Source organism: Rhodococcus sp. B7740, assembly GCF_000954115.1.
GTDB lineage: Bacteria > Actinomycetota > Actinomycetes > Mycobacteriales > Mycobacteriaceae > Rhodococcoides.
In genome coordinates this window covers 398243-418252 of the sequence record NZ_CP010797.1, presented here as the reverse complement: position 1 = coordinate 418252, position 20010 = coordinate 398243, and the positions used below count along the sequence as shown (strand labels likewise).

21 protein-coding genes and 2 tRNA genes are annotated in these 20010 nt (G+C 64.8%); 9 read left to right on the top strand and 14 right to left on the bottom strand.

Features of this window, described 5'->3' with window-relative positions; translation table 11 throughout:
- The first annotated feature begins 23 nt into the window (after nucleotides 1–23).
- On the top strand, nucleotides 24–1382 hold the full coding sequence (locus tag NY08_RS01890; RefSeq protein WP_032394599.1) for an MFS transporter: 1359 nt from the start codon (nucleotides 24–26) through the stop codon (nucleotides 1380–1382).
- An 8-nt stretch (nucleotides 1383–1390) separates the two neighbouring features.
- On the top strand, nucleotides 1391–2203 hold the full coding sequence (locus NY08_RS01885; protein ID WP_235387074.1) for an N-acyl homoserine lactonase family protein: 813 nt from the start codon (nucleotides 1391–1393) through the stop codon (nucleotides 2201–2203).
- Between the two features lie 79 nt (nucleotides 2204–2282).
- On the opposite strand, the gene clpX is transcribed toward NY08_RS01885, so the two are convergent.
- The 5 genes from clpX to NY08_RS01860 form a co-directional block, all read right to left on the bottom strand.
- Nucleotides 2283–3563 carry an ATP-dependent Clp protease ATP-binding subunit ClpX gene (clpX, locus tag NY08_RS01880; protein ID WP_032394600.1) on the bottom strand — a complete coding sequence of 427 codons (1281 nt, stop codon included), beginning with the start codon at nucleotides 3561–3563 and terminating at the stop codon, nucleotides 2283–2285.
- 297 nt (nucleotides 3564–3860) lie between these two features.
- Nucleotides 3861–4502, bottom strand: coding sequence for an ATP-dependent Clp protease proteolytic subunit (locus tag NY08_RS01875; protein WP_008715342.1), 642 nt, complete (start codon nucleotides 4500–4502; stop codon nucleotides 3861–3863).
- A gap of 47 nt (nucleotides 4503–4549) precedes the next feature.
- Nucleotides 4550–5200: an ATP-dependent Clp protease proteolytic subunit gene (locus NY08_RS01870; RefSeq protein ID WP_082073666.1), complete on the bottom strand. Its 651-nt coding sequence runs from the start codon at nucleotides 5198–5200 to the stop codon at nucleotides 4550–4552.
- Nucleotides 5201–5283: 83 nt separating this feature from the next.
- On the bottom strand, nucleotides 5284–6663 hold the full coding sequence (tig, locus tag NY08_RS01865; protein WP_045199544.1) for a trigger factor: 1380 nt from the start codon (nucleotides 6661–6663) through the stop codon (nucleotides 5284–5286).
- Nucleotides 6664–6766: 103 nt separating this feature from the next.
- Nucleotides 6767–6840, bottom strand: a tRNA-Pro gene (locus tag NY08_RS01860).
- A 170-nt stretch (nucleotides 6841–7010) separates the two neighbouring features.
- Between NY08_RS01860 and NY08_RS01855 the strand changes: the two genes are divergently transcribed.
- Together NY08_RS01855 and NY08_RS01850 are read left to right on the top strand one after the other, a co-directional pair.
- A tRNA-Gly gene (locus tag NY08_RS01855) sits at nucleotides 7011–7084 on the top strand.
- A gap of 109 nt (nucleotides 7085–7193) precedes the next feature.
- Nucleotides 7194–7967, top strand: a complete 774-nt coding sequence (locus tag NY08_RS01850; protein WP_045194591.1) for a hypothetical protein — start codon at nucleotides 7194–7196, stop codon at nucleotides 7965–7967.
- On the opposite strand, the gene NY08_RS01845 is transcribed toward NY08_RS01850, so the two are convergent.
- Together NY08_RS01845 and NY08_RS01840 are read right to left on the bottom strand one after the other, a co-directional pair.
- Nucleotides 7964–8758 (bottom strand): Fpg/Nei family DNA glycosylase, encoded by a 795-nt coding sequence (locus NY08_RS01845; protein WP_045194589.1) that lies wholly within the window; start codon nucleotides 8756–8758, stop codon nucleotides 7964–7966. The genes NY08_RS01850 and NY08_RS01845 overlap by 4 nt on opposite strands.
- Entirely contained in the window at nucleotides 8759–9238 is a 480-nt protein-coding gene (locus tag NY08_RS01840; RefSeq protein ID WP_032379225.1) for a ribose-5-phosphate isomerase, read from the bottom strand.
- A gap of 16 nt (nucleotides 9239–9254) precedes the next feature.
- On the opposite strand from NY08_RS01840, the gene NY08_RS01835 reads away from it, so the two are divergent.
- Nucleotides 9255–9917: a DUF429 domain-containing protein gene (locus NY08_RS01835; RefSeq protein ID WP_082073664.1), complete on the top strand. Its 663-nt coding sequence runs from the start codon at nucleotides 9255–9257 to the stop codon at nucleotides 9915–9917.
- A gap of 61 nt (nucleotides 9918–9978) precedes the next feature.
- Here NY08_RS01835 and NY08_RS01830 read toward each other — a convergent pair whose 3' ends face one another.
- Complete coding sequence (locus NY08_RS01830; RefSeq protein WP_045194585.1) at nucleotides 9979–10596, bottom strand: mycothiol-dependent nitroreductase Rv2466c family protein; 618 nt, start codon at nucleotides 10594–10596, stop codon at nucleotides 9979–9981.
- A gap of 158 nt (nucleotides 10597–10754) precedes the next feature.
- On the opposite strand from NY08_RS01830, the gene pepN reads away from it, so the two are divergent.
- Complete coding sequence (gene pepN / locus NY08_RS01825) at nucleotides 10755–13328, top strand: aminopeptidase N (RefSeq protein ID WP_045194584.1); 2574 nt, start codon at nucleotides 10755–10757, stop codon at nucleotides 13326–13328.
- Between the two features lie 91 nt (nucleotides 13329–13419).
- Here pepN and NY08_RS01820 read toward each other — a convergent pair whose 3' ends face one another.
- From NY08_RS01820 to NY08_RS01810, 3 genes are all read right to left on the bottom strand, one after another.
- Nucleotides 13420–13896 carry a DUF5130 family protein gene (locus NY08_RS01820; protein ID WP_032394604.1) on the bottom strand — a complete coding sequence of 159 codons (477 nt, stop codon included), beginning with the start codon at nucleotides 13894–13896 and terminating at the stop codon, nucleotides 13420–13422.
- Nucleotides 13883–14134, bottom strand: a complete 252-nt coding sequence (gene ctaJ / locus NY08_RS01815; protein WP_032394605.1) for an aa3-type cytochrome oxidase subunit CtaJ — start codon at nucleotides 14132–14134, stop codon at nucleotides 13883–13885. The genes NY08_RS01820 and ctaJ overlap by 14 nt, the downstream gene beginning before the upstream one ends.
- Nucleotides 14135–14215: 81 nt before the next feature.
- Nucleotides 14216–14878 carry an HNH endonuclease gene (locus tag NY08_RS01810; protein WP_176459074.1) on the bottom strand — a complete coding sequence of 221 codons (663 nt, stop codon included), beginning with the start codon at nucleotides 14876–14878 and terminating at the stop codon, nucleotides 14216–14218.
- Nucleotides 14879–15109: 231 nt separating this feature from the next.
- Between NY08_RS01810 and NY08_RS01805 the strand changes: the two genes are divergently transcribed.
- Together NY08_RS01805 and NY08_RS01800 are read left to right on the top strand one after the other, a co-directional pair.
- Nucleotides 15110–16069, top strand: a complete 960-nt coding sequence (locus NY08_RS01805) for a mechanosensitive ion channel family protein (protein ID WP_045199538.1) — start codon at nucleotides 15110–15112, stop codon at nucleotides 16067–16069.
- 51 nt (nucleotides 16070–16120) lie between these two features.
- Nucleotides 16121–16516 (top strand): globin, encoded by a 396-nt coding sequence (locus NY08_RS01800; RefSeq protein WP_032394607.1) that lies wholly within the window; start codon nucleotides 16121–16123, stop codon nucleotides 16514–16516.
- A gap of 18 nt (nucleotides 16517–16534) precedes the next feature.
- Here NY08_RS01800 and NY08_RS01795 read toward each other — a convergent pair whose 3' ends face one another.
- On the bottom strand, nucleotides 16535–17002 hold the full coding sequence (locus NY08_RS01795; protein ID WP_045199536.1) for a cupin domain-containing protein: 468 nt from the start codon (nucleotides 17000–17002) through the stop codon (nucleotides 16535–16537).
- Nucleotides 17003–17214: 212 nt separating this feature from the next.
- Here NY08_RS01795 and NY08_RS01790 point away from each other — a divergent pair, with 212 nt between their 5' ends.
- Complete coding sequence (locus tag NY08_RS01790) at nucleotides 17215–18798, top strand: glycoside hydrolase family 13 protein (protein ID WP_045194582.1); 1584 nt, start codon at nucleotides 17215–17217, stop codon at nucleotides 18796–18798.
- Here NY08_RS01790 and NY08_RS01785 read toward each other — a convergent pair.
- Together NY08_RS01785 and NY08_RS01780 are read right to left on the bottom strand one after the other, a co-directional pair.
- Complete coding sequence (locus NY08_RS01785; protein ID WP_045194580.1) at nucleotides 18795–19484, bottom strand: hypothetical protein; 690 nt, start codon at nucleotides 19482–19484, stop codon at nucleotides 18795–18797. The genes NY08_RS01790 and NY08_RS01785 overlap by 4 nt on opposite strands.
- The gene (locus NY08_RS01780; RefSeq protein WP_045194579.1) at nucleotides 19477–19941 is read right to left on the bottom strand and encodes an acyl-CoA thioesterase; all 465 of its coding nucleotides are present in this window, start codon (nucleotides 19939–19941) and stop codon (nucleotides 19477–19479) included. Before NY08_RS01780 ends, NY08_RS01785 begins: the two co-directional genes overlap by 8 nt.
- Nucleotides 19942–20010 lie beyond the last annotated feature (69 nt).

Below are 20010 nucleotides of genomic sequence, written 5' to 3'. Positions count from 1 at the left end.
TCACGAAGAGAGACACGAGAACGATGGATTCGCACACCCCCGGCACCCACCCGACGCCGCTTCGCCCCGGGGCGAACCCGCGCAAAGCGGCAACAGCCGCATGGGTCGGAAGCGCCCTCGAGTACTACGACTTCTTCATCTACGGCACGGCCGCCGCGCTCGTCTTCGGCCGCGTGTTCTTCCCGGGCTCCAACCCGGCGACCGGCACCCTGCTGGCCCTGGCCACCTTCGGCGTCGGATACCTCGCACGGCCGCTCGGCGCACTGGTCCTCGGCCACATCGGTGATCGATACGGACGCAAGAAGGTCATGGTCGCCACGGTCCTGCTGATGGGAATCGCCACCCTGGGCGTCGGCGTCCTGCCGTCGTACGAATCCATCGGCATCGCCGCTCCCATCATCCTGGTGCTGCTTCGGTTGTGCCAGGGATTCTCCGCCGGCGGCGAGCAGGCCGGAGCGAACTCGATGACGCTCGAACATGCCCCGGACAACAGGCGCGCGTTCTTCACCAGCTTCACCCTCAGCGGCACTCAGGGCGGACAGATTCTCGCCACCGCAGTGTTCCTGCCCGTCGCCATGCTCCCCGAGGAGGCACTGCTCAGCTGGGGTTGGCGAATCCCGTTCTTCCTCAGCGCTTTCGTCGTCGTCGCCGCCTTCGTCATCCGCCGTTCGCTCGACGAGACCCCGGTCTTCGAGGAAGAGAAGGCCTCGACCGAGCCGCAGCGCCTGCCTGTGGCCGAACTGCTCAGCGAGCATGGGTCGGCCGTGGTCCGCGTCATGTTGGCCGCAGTCATCGCCTCGGTCAGCACCATCTTCACCGTCTACGCGCTGTCCTACGCCGTGAACACCGTCGGCCTCGAACGCACCCCCATGCTGTGGGTCGGCGTTCTCGCCAACGTCGTCGCACTGTTCGCACTGCCCTTCTTCGGTGCACTGTCGGATCGCATCGGTCGCAAGCCGGTGTTCCTCTTCGGCTCCATCGGCTGCGCGATCCTGATGTTCGGCTACCTGTGGTCCATCTCGAGCGGCAACTACGTTCTCATCTTCGTCTTCGGCATCGTGATGTTCGGTTTCGTGCACAGCGCCACCGGCGGCGTCTGGCCCTCGTTCTACGGTGAGATGTTCCCGGCCCGGGTCCGCCTGACCGGAACCGCACTGGGAACCCAGATCGGTTTCGCCATCGCAGGATTCGCGCCGACCATCGCGGGCGCGATCGCCGGAGCCGAGATCGGTGCGTGGCTACCCGTCGCGATCGTCACCGCGGTCTTCTGCACCATCAACGTCGTGATCGTCGCGACCTCGAAGGAGACCTTCCGTACCCCCACCGACGAGCTCGGTGTTCGGACCCGCACCACCGACAGCGCGCGCGTCGCGTCCGTCTGACCGACATCGTGATCGACGCACTTCGACCTGCAGCGGCGGGCACCTGGACGGTGCTCGCCCTGCAGTATGCCAGTCGAACGGCAATGCGCGGCAACCTCTTTCACCAACGTGACGAACGCAGTACCGAAAGCCAGACGGTGGCCTACTACGTGTGGCTCGCCCTCTCGAAGAACAACACGGTGCTGATCGACGCCGGAATATCCGCTGCCACAGCAGAATCTGTCGACGGGCTCGACTATCACGGATCGCCGATCGACCTGCTCGGCGAGCTCGGCCTGACACCGGATGACATCGACACCTGCATCCTGACCCACCTGCACTACGACCACACCGGGGTCGTCGCGGAGCTCCCGATCGCACGATACGTGGTGCAGCGCAGAGAACTCGAGTACTGGACCGGGCCGTGGGCCGCCCGCATCACCCGAGAGCACTGGTTGCACTCACGAGCCGACACCGAACACATCGAAACCGCCGATCGGGGCAGTCGACTCGACCTCGTCGACGGCGATCTCGACCTGTTCCCCGGGCTGTCCCTGCACGCCGTCGGCGGACACACTGCAGGCATGCAGGTGGTCAGGGTGAACACCGACCGCGGCCCGGTGGTGTTGGCCTCCGACGCCAGTCACTTCTACGAGAACTTCGAGGACGACAGCCCGTTCGCGATCCTGCATGCATTGCCGGACATGTACGGAGCCTTCGACCGAATCCGAGAGCTCGCCGCCGGCTCCGGTACCGTCGTGCCCGGCCACGACCCCCTGGTTCGAGACCGATTCGCCGCGTTGACCGACGTTCCCGGCGCGCACGCGGTGATCATCGGCTGAACACAGCGACAACGACGAATCCCCGACCTTGCGATGAGGTCGGGGATTCGTCGTTGTTCGGCAGCTCGGTCGGGGCGTATCAGGCGGACTTGTCGCGGCGTTCCGGACGCTCGGGCTTGCGCGGCACGATGGTCGGCAGCACGTTGTCGTTCACGGTCTCGGCAGTCACGACGACCTTCTCCACGTCGTCGCGGCTCGGGATGTCGTACATCACCGGAAGCAGAACTTCTTCCATGATGGCGCGCAGTCCACGAGCACCGGTTCCACGGAGAATGGCCTGGTCCGCGATCGCTTCGAGGGCCTCGGTGGTGAACTCGAGCTCGACGCCGTCCATATCGAACAACCGGCGGTACTGCTTGACGAGCGCGTTCTTCGGCTCGGACAGAATCGTCACCAGCGACTCCTTGTCCAGGTTCGTCACCGACGCGATCATCGGCAGTCGCCCGATGAACTCGGGAATCAGACCGAACTTGATCAGATCCTCCGGCATGACCTCGGCGAAGTGATCCTGCGTGTCGATCTCGGCCTTCGAGCGAACTTCGGCTCCGAATCCGAGCCCGCGCTTGCCGACCCGATCGGAGACGATCTTCTCGAGTCCGGCGAATGCACCGGCGACGATGAAGAGCACGTTGGTGGTGTCGATCTGGATGAACTCCTGATGCGGATGCTTGCGACCACCCTGCGGCGGCACGCTGGCCTGAGTTCCTTCCAGAATCTTGAGCAGCGCCTGCTGCACGCCTTCACCGGACACGTCACGCGTGATCGACGGGTTCTCGCTCTTGCGAGCGATCTTGTCGACCTCGTCGATGTAGATGATGCCGGTCTCGGCGCGCTTGACGTCGTAGTCCGCGGCCTGGATCAGTTTGAGCAGAATGTTCTCGACATCCTCGCCCACGTATCCGGCCTCGGTGAGCGCGGTGGCGTCGGCGATGGCGAAGGGCACGTTGAGCATCTTGGCCAGGGTCTGCGCGAGGTACGTCTTTCCACACCCCGTCGGTCCGAGCATCAGGATGTTCGACTTCGCCAGTTCGACAGATTCGCCTCGCACGTCGCGTGCCTTGTCACCGGCCTGGATGCGCTTGTAATGGTTGTAGACCGCTACGGCCAACGTGCGCTTGGCAGCGTCCTGACCGATCACGTAGTTCTCGAGAAAGTCCTTGATCTCGGAGGGCTTGGGGAGGTCGTCGAGCTTGACCTCGCTCGATTCGGCCAATTCCTCTTCGATGATCTCGTTGCAGAGGTCGATGCACTCGTCGCAGATGTACACCCCTGGTCCAGCGATGAGCTTCTTGACCTGCTTCTGGCTCTTGCCGCAGAAGGAGCACTTCAGCAGATCGCCACCGTCACCGATGCGTGCCATTCGGAGGTTCCTACTTCCTTGTCCGCGTACGACCCACGCCGACCGGGTGTGGCCGAAACCTTCGTGGGCTACTTCTCGGTCTGTCGTCATGCCGACTTCGGTCGACCGAGTTCTTGGATGCGACGGTACCCGTGTTCGCCGAACATGGGCGGGTTGTTTCCGGTGATTCGCCACCCGATTTCGTCGAATGGACCATTCGGGTCGTCGATCACGACCGCCGGGCGGAGTTTCACACTCACGCCCGGCGTCGGAATCTTCTGCCGGACCCGTCAGGTCCGACCGGTGGTACTCGCTCTGCTACTTCTGGGCAGAGAGCTTGCGGTACTCGAACACGGTGTCGATGATTCCGTAGTCCTTGGCCTGTTCCGCGGTGAGGATCTTGTCGCGATCGGTGTCCTTGCGGATGACGTCGGGATCCTTGCCGGTGTGGCGGCCGAGGGTGGTCTCCATGAGTCGACGCATGCGCTCGATCTCGGCGGCCTGGATCTCCAGGTCGGACACCTGGCCCTGAATGCCACCGCTCGAGGGCTGATGAATCAGCACGCGCGCGTTGGGCAACGCCGCACGCTTACCGGGAGTGCCTGCGGCGAGCAGGACGGCCGCGGCCGACGCGGCCTGGCCGAGGCAGACGGTCGCAACATCGGCGCGGACGTACTGCATCGTGTCGTAGATCGCCATCAGCGAGGTGAACGAGCCACCGGGCGAGTTGATGTACATCGTGATGTCTCGGTCGGGGTCGAGGCCCTCGAGCACCAGCAGCTGAGCCATGACGTCGTTGGCGGACGCGTCGTCGACCTGGACGCCGAGGAAGATGATGCGCTCCTCGAACAGCTTGTTGTAGGGGTTCGATTCCTTCACGCCGTAGCTGGAGTGCTCGACGAAGGACGGCAGGATGTATCGGGAGGACGGCAGCTGATTGGGGTCGAACAGGTTTGTCATCGTTTCTCCAAGATGTAAGTGATCGAGGGTCGCCGGGAGCGGCCGATTTACTCGCCGATTCCGCCGGCCTGCCGCGCACGGCTGACGACGTGGTCCACGAACCCGTATTCCTTGGCCGCCTGCGCCGTGAACCAGCGGTCACGATCGGAGTCTTCGGTGATCTGCTCGACGGTCTGGCCGGTGTGCTGGGCGATGAGCTCGGCCATCTCACGCTTGGTGTGCGCGAACTGCTCGGCCATGATGGCGATGTCGGAGGCACTGCCGCCGATACCGGCCGAAGGCTGATGCATCATGATGCGCGCGTGCGGCAGGGCGTAGCGCTTGCCCTTGGCACCGGCAGAGAGCAGGAACTGACCCATCGAGGCAGCCAGACCCATTCCGTAGGTCGCGATGTCGCACTCGGCGAATTCCATCGTGTCGAAAATGGCCATACCCGCGGTGACCGAGCCACCGGGCGAGTTGATGTACAGCGCGATGTCGCGAGTGGGGTCCTCGGCCGAGAGCAGCAGGATCTGAGCGCACAACTTGTTGGCGATGTCGTCGTCGACCTGGGTACCGAGGAAAATGATGCGGTTTTGAAGCAGACGCTCGTACACGGAGTCGCTGAGATTCAGCCCTGCTGCAGCCGAAGTCATGACGGGACTCTGCTGGTGCGAAGCCGCCGGATTCTGAACAGTCACGGTACCTGCCTTTTCCATAACAAATCGTTGGTTCCTGACACAGACACTAACGAAAGACGGCGGCTCCGGAGTCCCGGAACCGCCGTCGTTCGCTGTGAGCGTTACTTCTCTTGTTCGCCCTCGGAAGAATCTGCTGCTTCGACCTCGCCGGGAGCATCGGCGGGGCTGCCGAACAGCTCTGCGGTGTCGACGCTCGCGCCGGTGGTGTCGGTCACGGTGACGCGCTCGACGACCGAAGCCAGCGCCTTACCGCGCTTGACATCGGCGAACACGGCACCGAGCTGGTTGGCCTGCTGCACCTGCTGAATGAACTGCTCGGGCGGCATGCCGTAGCGCTGCGCCTGGAAGATGATTCGCTCGGTGAGCTCTTCCTGCCCGACCTGGGTGTTCTCGGCCTCGGCGATCGCATCGAGAAGGAGCTGGGTGCGCACCGACTTCTCGGCACCTTCCTTGACGTCCTTGTCGAATTCCTCGCGGCTCGAACCCTGCGACTCGAGCAGCTCGGCGAGTGCTTCCTCGTTGTGGTCGAGGCCGTGGATGGCCTCGTGCACCTGGGAATCGACCTCGGCCTTGACGACGGCCTCGGGAGCCGGGATCTCGATCGTGTCGAGCAGCGTCTCGAGCACCTTGTCGCGAATCTGACCGGCCTGCTCGACCTTCGCGACTCGCTCGACGCGGGTCCTCAGATCGGCGAGCAGCTCGTCGAACGTGTCGAACTCGCTGGCCAGCTGGGCGAACTCGTCGTCGGCCTCGGGCAGCTCGCGCTCCTTGACGGACACGACCTTGACCGTGACGACGGCTTCCTTGCCTGCGTACTCACCGGCAACGAGAGTGGAGGTGAATTCCTTCGACTCGTCGGCCGAGACGCCGATGATCGCGTCGTCGAGTCCCTCGATGAGCTGGCCGGAGCCGACCTCGTGGGACAGTCCACTCGCGGTTGCCTCTTCGACGTTCTCGCCGTCGACGGTGGCCGAGAGGTCGATCGAGACGAAGTCGCCCGACTGGACGGGACGATCGACACCGGTCAGGGTGCCGAAACGCTGGCGCAGCGACTGCAGCTGCTCGTCGACGGCCTCGTCCTTGATCTCGAGCGGATCGACGACGACGCTGATGGTCGAGTAGTCGGGCAGATCGATCTCGGGGCGGACGTCGACCTCGGCGGTGAACGTGAGCTCGGTACCGTCCTCGATCTTGGTGATCTCGATCTCGGGCTGGCCGATGACCTTGACCTTCTCGTTGGTCACGGCCTCGGAGTAGCGAGAGGGAAGAGCGTCGTTGACGACCTGCTCGAGAACCGCACCACGGCCGACACGAGCCTCGAGCAACTTGGCCGGAGCCTTGCCGGGACGGAAGCCGGGGAGGCGGATCTGCTGAGCCAAAGCCTTGTACGCGCGGTCGAAATCAGGCTTGAGCTCCTCGAAGGGCACCTCAACGTTGATACGGACTCGCGTCGGGCTCAGCTGCTCGACGGTGCTCTTCACGGGACATGCTCCTTCTGGTGGTTCTTGCTTGCTGGTGGTTCCGGTGTGCTGTCTGCTCTCGCTCGCCACGAACACGGCGAGCCGTGCCTGCGGCTCTCTTTTGTCGGGGTGACAGGAATTGAACCTGCGACCCTCCGCTCCCAAAGCGGATGCGCTACCAAGCTGCGCCACACCCCGTCGTACGGACACCATTGAACAGCAACCGATAGTAGCCCCCCGTGGGCGCCCCACCGATGACGTTCGGACGAACCGCTCGCGGCGGGCCGGTTTGGAATCCGGCGTCGGCGTTGGGTACAGTCTTGAAACGCAGGCGACGGAACTGGCGATCCCACGACTGTTGTTTGCACGCCGATGTAGCTCAATGGTAGAGCCCCTGTCTTCCAAACAGGCTACGCGAGTTCGATTCTCGTCATCGGCTCCACCGAAAGGCCCCGCACTCCTGGTGCGGGGCTTTTTCGTGTCCGCGTACCCTGGACGGTGTCCGAATTGTCCGTACGAACCGGGCATGCATCGTCGGCGGAAGGTCCGCAGTGGAAATCGTCCTGATCGTCATCGTCATCGCCGCAGTGGCCCTATTGGTGCTGCGAAGCAAGAAGAACTCGGCCGCGGCGGCCGAAACCGCGCTGGCCGACGCAAAGGCCGATGCCCGGCAGTCGATCGAGCGTCTCGGCGGCCAGGTCTACAACCTGATCGGCACCGACACCGCCTCCAAGCAGGCCCTGGCCGACGCATCCGAACGCAACATCGCCGCCGGTTCGCAGATCGACCAGGCCACTACCCCCGAACAGGCCCGACTGGCCAAGCAGACGGCGCTCGAGGGTCTCTACTACATCCGCGCCGCCCGCCTGGCGATGGGCATGGACCCGGGCCCGGAGGTCCAGGGCATCGACGGCCAGCAGCAGGCGGGTCGAGTCACCGAGGATCGCAAGGTCGACTTCGAGGGCCGTGAGATCGCGGCATCGCCGGATCCGTCCGATCGCACCCCGAACTACTACCCCGGTGGCCGAGTCGCGGGTCGTCCGGTACCCGCGGGCTGGTACTCCGAGCCGTGGTGGCGGCCGGCCTTGGTGGCAGGTGCATGGGGAATGGGTTCGATGTTCCTGTTCTCGGCCATGTTCTCCGGCATGGCCGGGGTGCCGGAGGAGACCGCGGCAGGCGAGGACATGGGGGCCGACGGTTCCGACGGAGGCGGTGACGACTACTCCGGCGGCGACACCGAATACGGTGCGATGGACGACGGCGGCGGGGGCATGTTCGACGGCGGAGCCGACTTCGGCGGTGGGGGCGACTTCGGCGGGTTCTAGGTCGCCTGACAGACCGGGCACCAGAACAGGTTTCGAGCCTGCATCACCGAGTGCAGGATGTCTGCTCCGCACACCCGGCAGGGATACCCCTGCCTGCGGTAGACGTAGGACCGCGGTCGCCGTGCACCGTAAGTGTCGCCGTGATCGTCCTCGGGCCGGATGGTGATGATGCGCCCGCGTCGGACACCGATCGCCATGAGGTCGACGAGGTCGAACCAGATCGCATCCCACTCGGCTCGATCGAGGTCCTTGCCGGGCCGCATGGGGTTGATCTCGTGCCGGAACAGGATCTCGGCGCGGTAGACGTTGCCGACTCCGGCGAGCACCTTCTGATCCATCAGCAACGTGCCGATTGCCGTGCGCGACTTGGAGATTCGCGCCCACGCTGCGTCCGGATCGGCGTCCTTACGCAGCGGGTCCGGTCCCAGGCGCGCCACCAGGGCGTCGACCTGCTCCTCGGTGTAGATCTCGCAGGCGGTGGGGCCGCGCAGGTCGACACCGTACTTCTCCCCCACCATGCGCAATCGCACGGCACCGACCGGATCGTCCAGCGGCACAGCCTGTTCGGTGAACTTCCCGTACAGACCGAGATGGATGTGAACGATCAGATCGGACTCGTACCGGTGCAGCAGATGCTTGCCCCAGGCCTCGGCCTTCTCGAGGACGAGGCCGTCGATCAGCGCGGCACCGGAGGCGAACCGCCCCTCTGGGCTGCTCGCCCGAACCGGTGCCCCGCCGAACCGACGTCCGTGCAACCGAGCCAGTCGGTGCAGAGTGTGACCCTCGGGCACCTATGCGGGCTTTCCCGGCACCTCGGGTGCCTCGCCACTGCGCTCGTACTCGGACAGGATGTCGATGCGGCGCTGGTGGCGCTCCTCGCCCGAGAACGGGGTACCGAGGAAGGCGTCGACGATCGCGAGGGCTTCGGGCAGCGTGTGCATGCGGCCGCCGATGCCGATGAGCTGAGCGTCGTTGTGCTCGCGGGCCAACTTCGCGGTCTCGACGCTCCACGCCAACGCACAGCGAGCGCCGGGCACCTTGTTGGCGGCGATCTGCTCGCCGTTTCCGGAACCGCCGAGCACCAGGCCGCGGCTACCCGGATCGGCGACGACGCGGCGTGCTGCGTCGATGCAGAATGCCGGGTAGTCGTCGACGGGGTCGTAGTCGAAGGCACCGCAGTCGACGGGCTCGTGCCCGGTCGCCGTCAGGTGTTCGATGATCTGATTCTTGAACTCGAGGCCGGCGTGGTCGGCACCCAGGTATACGCGCATGCCTAGAGTCTGACAGGTGAACTCCGAAGCCGAGAAATTCGCCGGTGTGGACGGCGCGAAGGGCGCATGGGTGGTCGCGATCTCGGCCGGGACCACGCTGACGTGGACCGGTTGCGCGTCGGTGGCCGACGTGCTCGAGGTGACTCGGGACTGCGCACGAGTGGGAGTCGACATGCCGCTGTCGTTGCCCCGAGGCGGTTATCGCGTCAGCGAACTGGAGGCCAAGAGGTTTCTCGGAACGGCGAGGAGCTCGATCTTCCACACGCCGGTCGTCGACGTGCTCGCCGCCGAGTCGTATCCCGAAGCGTGTGCGGTGTCTCGGCAACTCACCGGCAAGGCGATCAGCAAGCAGACGTGGCACATCCTGCCGTCCGTGAAGGCCTGGCTCGATGCCGACTTCGACCGGGACCGGTACGTCGAGGTACATCCCGAATGCTCGTTCCGGGCGATGTCACCGACGACGACGTTCGCGTCGAAGAAGTCCGGCCGAGGCGTCGGGCAGCGTTTGTCCGCCCTGATGCGATGGAGAGAACACCTCGATCTCGCAGATCTGCCGCCCGGACCCGCCGTCGACGATGTTCTCGACGCGGCCGCAGCGGCGTGGTCGGCGAGGCGGTTCCACGTCGGCGAGCATCGGACGTTCGGTACCGAGGACAGCTCGGATCGGATCGTCGCCTGACGAACCCCGTACGCGGAAACTCGTAGCAGGGTACGAATTTCCACGCACGAGGGTCATGCGATCAGTCGAACTGTGGGTCCTCGTTGCGGGTGCGCTTGAGCTCGTAGAAGTGCGGGTACGACGCAAAGATCACCGACGCGTCCCAGAGCTTGCCTGCTTCTTCACCGCGCGGGATTCGGGAGAGCACAGGGCCGAAGAAGGCCACGCCGTTGACGTGGATGGTCGGGGTGCCGACATCGGGCCCCACCTTGTCCATGCCCGCGTGATGACTGGTCCGCAGGTCCTCGTCGTAGTCGGTGCTCTCGGCGGCCTTCGCAAGGTCACCGGGCAGATCCAGTTCCGCGAGCGACTCCGAGATCACGACGTCGAAATCCTTGTTGCCCTCGTTGTGAATTCGCGTTCCCATGGCCGCGTACAGCGGGGCGAGAACCTCGTCGCCCTTCAGCTTGGCTGCGGCGATCGCCACCCGAACCGGCCCCCAGGCCTTCTTCATCATCGCGGCGTACTCCTCGGGCAGATCGCGGCCCTCGTTGAGCACTGCCAGGCTCATGACGTGGAAGTTCACGTCGATGTCGCGCACCTGCTGCACCTCGAGAATCCACCGCGAGGTGATCCAACACCACGGGCACAGTGGGTCGAACCAAAAATCCGCAGTGTCTTTCTGTCCTGAACCGGCCACTGTCCTACTCCTTGGAAGTCGAGGTCAACGTCTCTTCATTGCGTAACAACCGCCCACCGCGCAGACATTCCGCACGGCCCGTCGGCCAGCGAGGGGTACGCGTGACGTGATGGGATGGAAGGCACTATCCATAACTACACGAAGAGGTGTCGACTGAAGTGGTTGCTCCCAACCTGACGCGTGACCAAGCCTCCGAGCGTTCGGCGATCATCGGGGAAACGAAGTACGCGATCGTTCTCGATCTCACCGACGGCGAGGGCAATCCGGGCGAGAAGACCTTCCGCTCGCTCACCACCATCACGTTCGCGGCCACCGCCGGGGCGTCGACTTTCGTGGACATCATCGCGAGCACGATCCGCTCCGCGACGCTCAACGGCGCCGATCTCGATACCGCCGACTACGACGAGTCGACCGGCCTCGCGCTCGAGAATCTGGCCGAGCACAACGAACTCGTCATCGATGCGGACTGCGTCTACTCGCACACGGGCGAGGGACTGCACCGTTTCGTCGATCCGTCGGACGGCACGGTCTACCTGTACTCGCAGTTCGAGACCGCCGATGCAAAGCGTATGTTCGCCTGCTTCGATCAGCCCGATCTCAAGGCCACCTTCGATCTGAAGGTCACCGCGCCGGAGAGCTGGACGATCATCTCCAATGCCGCGCACGCCGCCGAGCCTGCGGCGGGCGAGCACGTGTTCGACACGACACCGTTGATGAGCACCTACCTCGTCGCACTGATCGCCGGACCGTACGCGGAGTGGACCGACTCGTACACCGACGACCACGGCACCATTCCCCTCGGAATCTATTGCCGCGCTTCACTTGCCGAGCACATGGACGCGGAGCGCCTGTTCACCGAGACCAAGCAGGGCTTCGGTTTCTACCACGAGAACTTCGGCACTCCCTACGCCTTCGGCAAGTACGACCAGCTCTTCGTGCCCGAGTTCAATGCCGGTGCCATGGAGAACGCGGGTGCCGTCACGTTCCTCGAGGACTACGTCTTCCGGTCCAAGGTGACGCGGTACTCGTACGAACGGCGCGCCGAGACCGTGCTGCACGAGATGGCACACATGTGGTTCGGCGACCTGGTGACCATGACGTGGTGGGACGACCTGTGGCTCAACGAGTCGTTCGCGACGTTCGCCTCGGTGCTGTGCCAGTCCGAGTCAACCGAGTACACCAACGCGTGGACCACTTTCGCCAACGTCGAGAAGGCCTGGGCCTACCGTCAGGACCAGTTGCCGTCGACGCATCCCATCGCCGCCGACATTCCCGATCTCGCGGCCGTGGAGGTAAACTTCGACGGCATCACCTACGCCAAGGGCGCGAGTGTGCTCAAGCAACTGGTGGCGTACGTCGGCAAGGAGGACTTCCTCGCCGGATTGCGGGCGTACTTCGTCGATCATGCCTTCGCCAACGCCACGTTCTCGGATCTGCTTGCCGCTCTGGAGAAGTCGTCGGGACGCGATCTCTCCGACTGGGGTGCCCAGTGGCTGCGCACCACCGGCCTGAACACGTTGAGCCCGGATTTCGACGTCGACGCCGACGGCAAGTTCACCCGCTTCTCGGTGCTGCAGACCGGTGCTGCCCCGGGTGCGGGCGAGCATCGCGTGCACCGCATCGCGGTGGGAATCTACGACGACGTCGACGGCAAGCTGGTGCGCACCGACCGCGTCGAACTCGACCTCGACGCTGCCGAGTCGACGACCGTCGATGCGTTGGTCGGCGTCTCGCGCGGCAAGCTCGTCCTGGTCAACGACGACGACCTGACGTACTGCGCGGTGCGACTCGACCCGGATTCGCTCGATGTCCTTCTCTCTCGAATCGCCGACATCGCCGAGCCACTCCCCCGCACCCTCGCGTGGTCGGCGGCCTGGGAGATGACTCGATCCGCCGAGATGAAGGCGCGAGACTTCGTGGCCCTCGTCCAGCGCGGAATCGGCGCTGAGACGGAAGTGGGTGTGGTGCAACGACTTCTGCTGCAGGCCCAGACCGCAATCTCCAGCTACGCCGACCCGGCATGGGCGGCCGAGCACGGTACCCCCGAGTTCGCCGATGCGCTGCTCGACCTGGCGCGCAGCGCCGAAGCAGGCTCGGATCACCAGCTGGCATTCGTCAATGCTCTCACCGGCACCGAGCTCGGCGACCGTCACATCGACGTGCTGAGGGCACTGCTCGACGGTGATGTGGAGGGGCAGTCGCTGGACGGCCTCGGCGTGGATACCGATCTGCGCTGGCGCATCGTCACGGCGCTGGCCGGTGCCGGTGCGATCGACGCCGACGGCCTGGACTCGCCGGTGATCGACGCCGAGGCGGCCAGGGACAACACTGCCGCCGGAGCCCGGTCGGCAGCGGCTGCACGAGCCGCTCGGCCCAGCGCGGAGGTGAAGGAGCAGGCCTGGACGACGGTGGTGGACGACGATGCGGTTCCCAACATCACGGCCCGCTCGATCATCGGCGGCTTCGCCGGACCAGGTCAGGGCGAGCTGCTCGAACCGTACGTCGCCCGCTATTTCGACGCCATCGAAGGTGTCTGGGCGCGTCGTTCGAGTGAGGTCGCGCAGACCGTCGTGGTGGGCCTGTACCCGTCCTGGTCGATCTCGGAGGACTCCCTCGCTGCGGCGGACGGATTCCTCGACGGCGACCTACCGCCCGCACTCCGACGCCTGGTGATCGAGGGCCGGGCCGGAATCGTTCGGGCTCTCGCTGCACGGGAGTTCGACGCGAGCTGATCTCGACGGCACCGACGACGAGGGCCGGTTACTTCACCCGGAGGTGGAGCAACCGGCCCTCGTCGTACGAGCGCGGTCGGGAGGAAGGGAGCTAGGGGCTCAGGATGGACGCGGCCATCACCCGGACGGAGGTGACCAGACCGTCGATGAGGTTTCCGTCGCGGAACGGGCCGAGGGCCGCGGTGACACCCAACTGTGCGACCCGGTCGGTCGCTCGATTGGACACTCGCTTTCCGGTGCGGATCTCGAGTGCGTGCCGATTGGGGTCGACGGCGATCAGAACCGAGCGAACGGCATCGGGAGTCCCGGGAAACACCGAATCCGCACCCGCGGCCGGATCGACGCCGAGATCACCGATGTAGACGTTGAACCGGATCTTGGTCTGCCGAATCGCTTGGGTGAGTGCGTCGTCGAGCGCAACCAGGTCCTGCGTGGCGAACGGCAGGTGCTCGGGATTCGCGGTCCCGAACTCGTGAGCCGCCGAGACGCGGCCGCTCGAGGTGAGCGCAGCCCCGAAAGGCAGGTCTTCTTCTCTGACGTCACTGCGGACGAGTTCACCACTTGCCACTTGCGGAACCTCCGATCGAGTCGGCTGTGTCGGCGTCGTGCGAACCGTGGCCTCCGAAGGGAGTCACCTCGTCCGTAGCACTCCACAGCAATGGCTCGCGCGTCCACTCGTCCGTCAGTCGGTAGGGCGGAACGTCCATACCGGGCTGCTTGTCGGTCAAGTAGGACAACGCGCCGAGGAGTCCGATCACCGCAACCGGAATCACCCCGAATATCAGCGTGGTCTCAAAAATGCTCACGGGGTGTGACGTTAGTCGACAATTGCGCGTCGAACCACGTCGGGGCCGGTGTTGTGACCGAAATGTGCAGACCCGACCGCGTCAGGCAGCACCCTCACCGAGGTACGCGAGCCACGTCGGGTCGAGCTCCTTGGTCGTCGCCAACAGTCGCCAGTGCGGACCCTTGGGCGGCACCAACTGGGCGCGCAGTGTCCAGCCGATCTCACTGAGCAATTTGTCCGCCTTGCGATGGTTGCACGAGGCGCAGCAAGCGACGCAGTTCTCCCACGAGTGGCCACCTCCGCGACTACGCGGGACCACATGGTCGACGGTTTCGGCTTTGCTTCCGCAGTACGCGCACCGGAACCGATCGCGGTGCATCAGCGCGGCGCGGGTCATCGGCACTCGCGCTCGGTACGGAACACGGACGAACGTCCGCAATCTGATCACCGACGGCACCTGGACCGAGAAGTCCGCAGACCGAATGAACGGGCCCTCCGGATCGTCGTGCACCACGTCGGCTTTCCCACAAACGAGAAGAACCACCGCCCGGCGCATCGGAAGCGCGGTCAGTGGTTCGAATGTGGCATTGAGGAGCAGCACACGGCGCTTGACCCACGCCGGAACGGCGTCGTCGCCCGTGGCGGTGTGAGCCGTCGGCACCACACGCAGCGGAGAAGCCCCCGAGGCCGTCTCACGCTGGTCGTGCGTGGTGCGGCCCTCAGTGGGCGGGAGTTGTCGATGGCGGTGTTGCGAGTTCTTCATGCGTTGCTCCAGAGACAGTCGGCGCCCGCGCATGGCTTGCGTGGAACACGAGTGACAGTGGAACACGAATACACCGTCCACGCACAGCCTTTTTCTCGGCATTTTCTGTTGCCGAACGGTGAACATCTCGCGTCCTCGCGTTCACGATCGACGATCGGCGGCTCCATGCGCAGCGTGACTGGCGAGATCTCGACGTCTCCGTAGACTTTTCGGGTGTCCGTATCAACCTTCCTGTCCGCATCGTCCCTTCCCGACCCGTCGCTGTTGCGAGATCTCGACACCCGAGCTTTCGAGTTGACGGAGACCGGACGCGACTGGTTGGTCGATCGTCCGCTGCAGGCTCTGGGCTATCTGGTCCTCGCCATCGTGCTGCGACTGGTCCTGCACAAACTGATCGACCGATTCACCCGCAACAACGTCGGGAAGTCTCCGATGCTGTTGCGTCCGCTCCGCGACCGGTCGTCGAGCACCGTCAAGGGTGCGATTCTCAACGAGCGTCGCAAACAACGGGCCAACACGATCGGCTCGGTGCTCAAGTCGGCGGTCTCGGTCATGATTCTCACGTGGTTCGTGCTCTCGGTGCTCGATGTGGCGGGGGTCAATGTCGCTCCGTTCATCGCCTCGGCGGGCATCGTCGGTGTCGCCTTGGGCTTCGGTGCCCAGAACCTGGTTCGAGACTTTCTGTCGGGCATCTTCATGCTTCTCGAGGACCAGTACGGAGTGGGTGACGTCGTCGACCTCGGTGAAGCGACCGGCACCGTCGAGAGCGTGGGGCTACGCGTCACGACGATCAGGGATGTCAACGGCACGGTCTGGTACTGCCGCAACGGCGAGGTGCTGCGCGTGGGCAACATGAGTCAGGGTTTCGCGGTCGCCGTTCTCGATCTGCCCGTGTCCCACACGGCCAACATCGACGAGGCCCGCGCAGTCGCCGAACGCACCACGCTGAAGGTGGTGGAGTCGAAAGACTTCGCCGACGACATTCTCGAACCGCCCGAGATGCTCGGGGTCAATGCGGTCAGCGCCGACACGGTCACCATCCGCATCACGATCAAGACCCGCCCCGGCCGCCAGTGGGCCGTGCAGCGCCGACTCCACCAGGAGATACTCCAGGCATTCGACGATGCCGACATCAAGGCACCGTACGCACTGGGTCGCCCGGGTGGGGTCGTGGCCGAGCGCGGCAACTGAACAGACCATGATGGTGAGCGACGCCGACCAGGAACGAACAGAGAGAGTGCGATGACCGAACCGCAGCAGACGTTCTACGACGCGGTAGGCGGTGCCGAGACGTTCCGGTCACTCACGGCGAAGTTCTACGAGGAAGTCGCCAAGGACGAGATTGTGCGCCCGTTGTACCCGGAAGAGGATCTGGCACCGGCCGAACGGCGGATGCGGATGTTCCTCGAACAGTACTGGGGCGGTCCGCGGACGTACTCCGACGAGCGCGGCCATCCTCGATTGCGGATGCGACACAACCCGTTTCGGATCGGACCGATGGAGCGGGACGCGTGGCTTCGCTGCATGCACATCGCGATCGCGTCGATCGACCCGAAGGTCATGGACTCCGCGCACCGAGCACAGTTGATCGACTACATGGAGATGGCCGCCAATTCGATGATGAACTCGGCGATCTGACGGCGGCAGCGCAGCGGGTTACAGCGATCCGACCCGCTGCGGGCTCTTGCCGCCGGCGGCGGCCTTGAGATTGCCCATGCGGGCGCGAACGGAACCGGCCACCTTGAGGGCGAAACTCACGGGTGCCGGCAGATGCTGGCGCAGAATGGCGTGCTTGCGTACGTAGTTCTCGACGTGCCACTCCGACCAGGTGCCCGCACGGAACAGTGCAGCATCACCCGGGAGCAGGGTGCGCGGTGCGTGGTCGTCACTGGACACGGTCACCGAACCGTCCATGATGTGCACGATCTCGTCGACGGCGAAGTACCAACGGAAACGTCCCGCAGTGCAGTCCCACACGTTGGTGGTGGTAGTGCCGTCGATGCTCTTCGACCACTCGGCGAGGCGCGCCTGCGGGTTTCCTTCGAGAATCCAGGTGGGTTCGATGGGGCTGTCGTCGAGTGCGATGTCGCCGAGTCGTACGGCTTCGATGGTCGAAGTGATCATGGTTTCCGTCGCGTCCTCACCGTCGGGCGCGGCTTCCGCCGCTACTGGTTGCCAGAGCAGAAACATACAACACTTTCTCAACGAAACGGCACGAGTCGGTCATGTGAATGAGCACAAAGCTTTACTGTTCATTGACCTGACTTCCTGCCTCCCGCTGTGCCCCAACGCCCCTGAATCGTTCCGCGGCCGATCGTTTGGCACTATTGCCCCTTGTGACCGATCCGATCGAAAGCTCCGAGCTGCTGTGGTGGCAGGACGCCGTCTTCTACCAGATCTATCCCCGGTCGTTCGCGGACTCCAACGGTGACGGCATCGGTGACCTCGACGGAATTCGGGACAAGCTCGGCTACCTCGAACTGCTTGGTATCGACGCCGTCTGGATCGGACCCATCACGCGGTCGCCCATGGCCGATCACGGGTACGACGTGTCCGATCCTCGCGACATCGACCCCTTGTTCGGCAACCTGGAGATCTTCGACGCGTTGGTCGACGAGGCTCATGCGCGCGACATCAAGGTCACGATGGATCTGGTGCCCAATCACACCAGCAGCGAGCACCCGTGGTTCAGATCGGCCCTCACTGCTACGCGCGGTAGTGCCGAACGAGACCGCTACATCTTTCGAGACGGACGGGGTGACGACGGTTCGCAGCCACCGAACAACTGGCCGAGCATCTTCGGTGGCCCGGCCTGGACCCGCATCACCGAGCCCGACGGGTCCCCCGGCCAGTGGTACCTGCACATCTTCGCGCCCGAGCAGCCGGATCTGAACTGGGACAATCCCGAGGTGTTCGAGGACTTCGCGCGCACCCTGCGATTCTGGCTCTCCCGCGGCGTCGACGGCTTCCGACTCGACGTGGCGCACGGAATGGCCAAACCGGTGGACCTGGCCGACATGAGTCTCGAACTGAACGCGTTGATGAAGAACGACGACGACGATCCCCGATTCAACAACCCTCGGGTCCACGAGCTGCATCGACGCATCAGAGCCGTCATGGACGAATTCCCCGACGCGGTGACCGTGGGCGAGATCTGGGTGCAGGACAACGTGCGGTTCTCCGAATACATCCGGCCCGACGAGCTGCACCTGGGCTTCAACTTCCGGCTGGCCAGTGTCGATTTCGATGCGTCGACCATCCGCGACGCCATCTCCAATTCCCTCGCCGCTGTCGAACTGGTTGCCGGAACTCCCACGTGGACATTGTCGAACCACGACGTCGAGCGCGAAGTCACCCGGTACGGCGGTGGGGACCGGGGTCGGGCGCGCTCCCGCGCCATGATTCTCGTCGAATTGGCCCTTCCCGGAACAATTTTCGTGTACAACGGTGCCGAGCTCGGGTTGCCCAACGTGCAACTGCCCGACAGCGCGTTGCAGGATCCGGTGTGGGAGCGATCCGGGCATGCCGAACGTGGCCGAGACGGCTGTCGGGTGCCGATGCCCTGGGAGGGACACTCACCGCCCTTCGGATTCTCCTCCACGGATCGAACCTGGTTGCCGATGCCGCCGGAGTGGGACGGGTACACCGCCGAGGCGCAACTCGAGGACGTCGATTCGATGCTGAGCCTCTACCGGACGGCCTTCGAACTGCGGGCGCTGCGTCCGGAGTTCACCGGCACCGGAATCGATTGGTACGGATCACCTCCCGGCTGCCTGGCGTTTCGCCGAAGCGGGGGCCTGATCTGTGCCCTGAACGCGTCGGAGGAGTCGATCCCGCTGCCTCCCGGCGAGTTGCTGCTGGCCAGTGCCCCGCTGGTGGACGGCAAACTCCCAGCGAACGCTGCTGCGTGGCTCGTCTAACGCTCGACGGTGAGCGACAACTGCTGTCCCGCCCGACGAGCGAAGATCGACCCGTAGCGGGCATCGAGGCGTAGCCACACCTTCGACACCCGCACCCGAACGACCTCGTCGGGTGCGATTCGATCCGGGTCGATGTCGACGGTCAACGGGTCGCTGCCGCTGTGCGGTACGAAACCCATTGCGGTGAGGGCGAACACCGTCCGCATGGAGATCGACACGTCGTCGGCGTCACCGGCGACGTGGAGAACTTCCTGTTCGAGCAACGAACTCGGCGGGCCGTGGCTGCTGCCGTGCTCCTTGGCCAATGCGACGCCGCGTTGCGCGAGCCCCACGAGCACCCTGGCGGGCACATCGTCGAGATGGTCGAATCCGCCGTCCGGCGGCAGGGCACCGCGCCACGCGGAATCCATCGAGAACCCCGGGTCGATCACACCGTCGACCGCCTGCGCCGCCGCCGCAACCAACACGTCGGCACCGGCACTGGTGTCGTCGGGCACCACGGTTCCGGTGATCACCCGCGCTGCCAGCGCATCGAAACCCGTTGCTGCCCAACACGAAACACCGCCACCCGCTCGGGTCCGCATACGGATCACCGCAGCTTCGTCCAGACGCAGCGCCCTGCTGCAGAACGTCGCGAGGTTCTCCCGCTCGACCGCGTCGGGAACGGTCAGTACGCGCTCATACACGCTGCCAGCTCATCAAGAACTCGCGCTCGGTCGGGGTGAGTCGACGCAACCGCTGCGCATCGATGTCGAACGCCGCGATCTGCGTCGAGGCCACGACGGAGGCAGGGGTGTCCAGCGAGGCACCCCTGGCCCGCACCTCGTAGCCGACGACGAAGTCCACCGCCCGCACCGCATCGATCCACATGAAGACATCGAGAGGGCCGTCCTCGTGCCGGAGCTGGCCTCGATACTTCACGTGCAGATCCGCGATCACCGCTCCGTGACGCAGGTTCGCCGTGGGCCTGCCGTCCACCAACAGCCACGGAATGCGGGCCTCTTCGAGGAGAGTGACCATCCGGGCATGGTTGATGTGTTGGTACACATCCATGTCCGACCACCGCACGTCCACGGTGGCATGGAAGCCCACTCGCGCGGTTGCAGGTCGCTGGTCGGACAGATGGGCGTCGGGCACACTCACGTGGTCGTTCCCTCTTCTCGGTCGAGTGTCGTCGTTTTCGGCAGTTGCGACGTGGTGCGGAAGGTCATG

Coding starts and splice junctions, on each gene's coding strand:
- NY08_RS01890 (WP_032394599.1), top strand. CDS start 24: ATGGATTCGCACACCCCCGGCACCCACCCGACGCCGCTTCGCCCCGGG.
- clpX (WP_032394600.1), bottom strand. CDS start 3,563: ATGGCACGCATCGGTGACGGTGGCGATCTGCTGAAGTGCTCCTTCTGC.
- NY08_RS01875 (WP_008715342.1), bottom strand. CDS start 4,502: ATGACAAACCTGTTCGACCCCAATCAGCTGCCGTCCTCCCGATACATC.
- NY08_RS01870 (WP_082073666.1), bottom strand. CDS start 5,200: ATGGAAAAGGCAGGTACCGTGACTGTTCAGAATCCGGCGGCTTCGCAC.
- NY08_RS01840 (WP_032379225.1), bottom strand. CDS start 9,238: ATGCGCGTATACCTGGGTGCCGACCACGCCGGCCTCGAGTTCAAGAAT.
- NY08_RS01810 (WP_176459074.1), bottom strand. CDS start 14,878: ATGAAGAACTCGCAACACCGCCATCGACAACTCCCGCCCACTGAGGGC.
- NY08_RS01800 (WP_032394607.1), top strand. CDS start 16,121: ATGACCGAACCGCAGCAGACGTTCTACGACGCGGTAGGCGGTGCCGAG.
- NY08_RS01795 (WP_045199536.1), bottom strand. CDS start 17,002: ATGATCACTTCGACCATCGAAGCCGTACGACTCGGCGACATCGCACTC.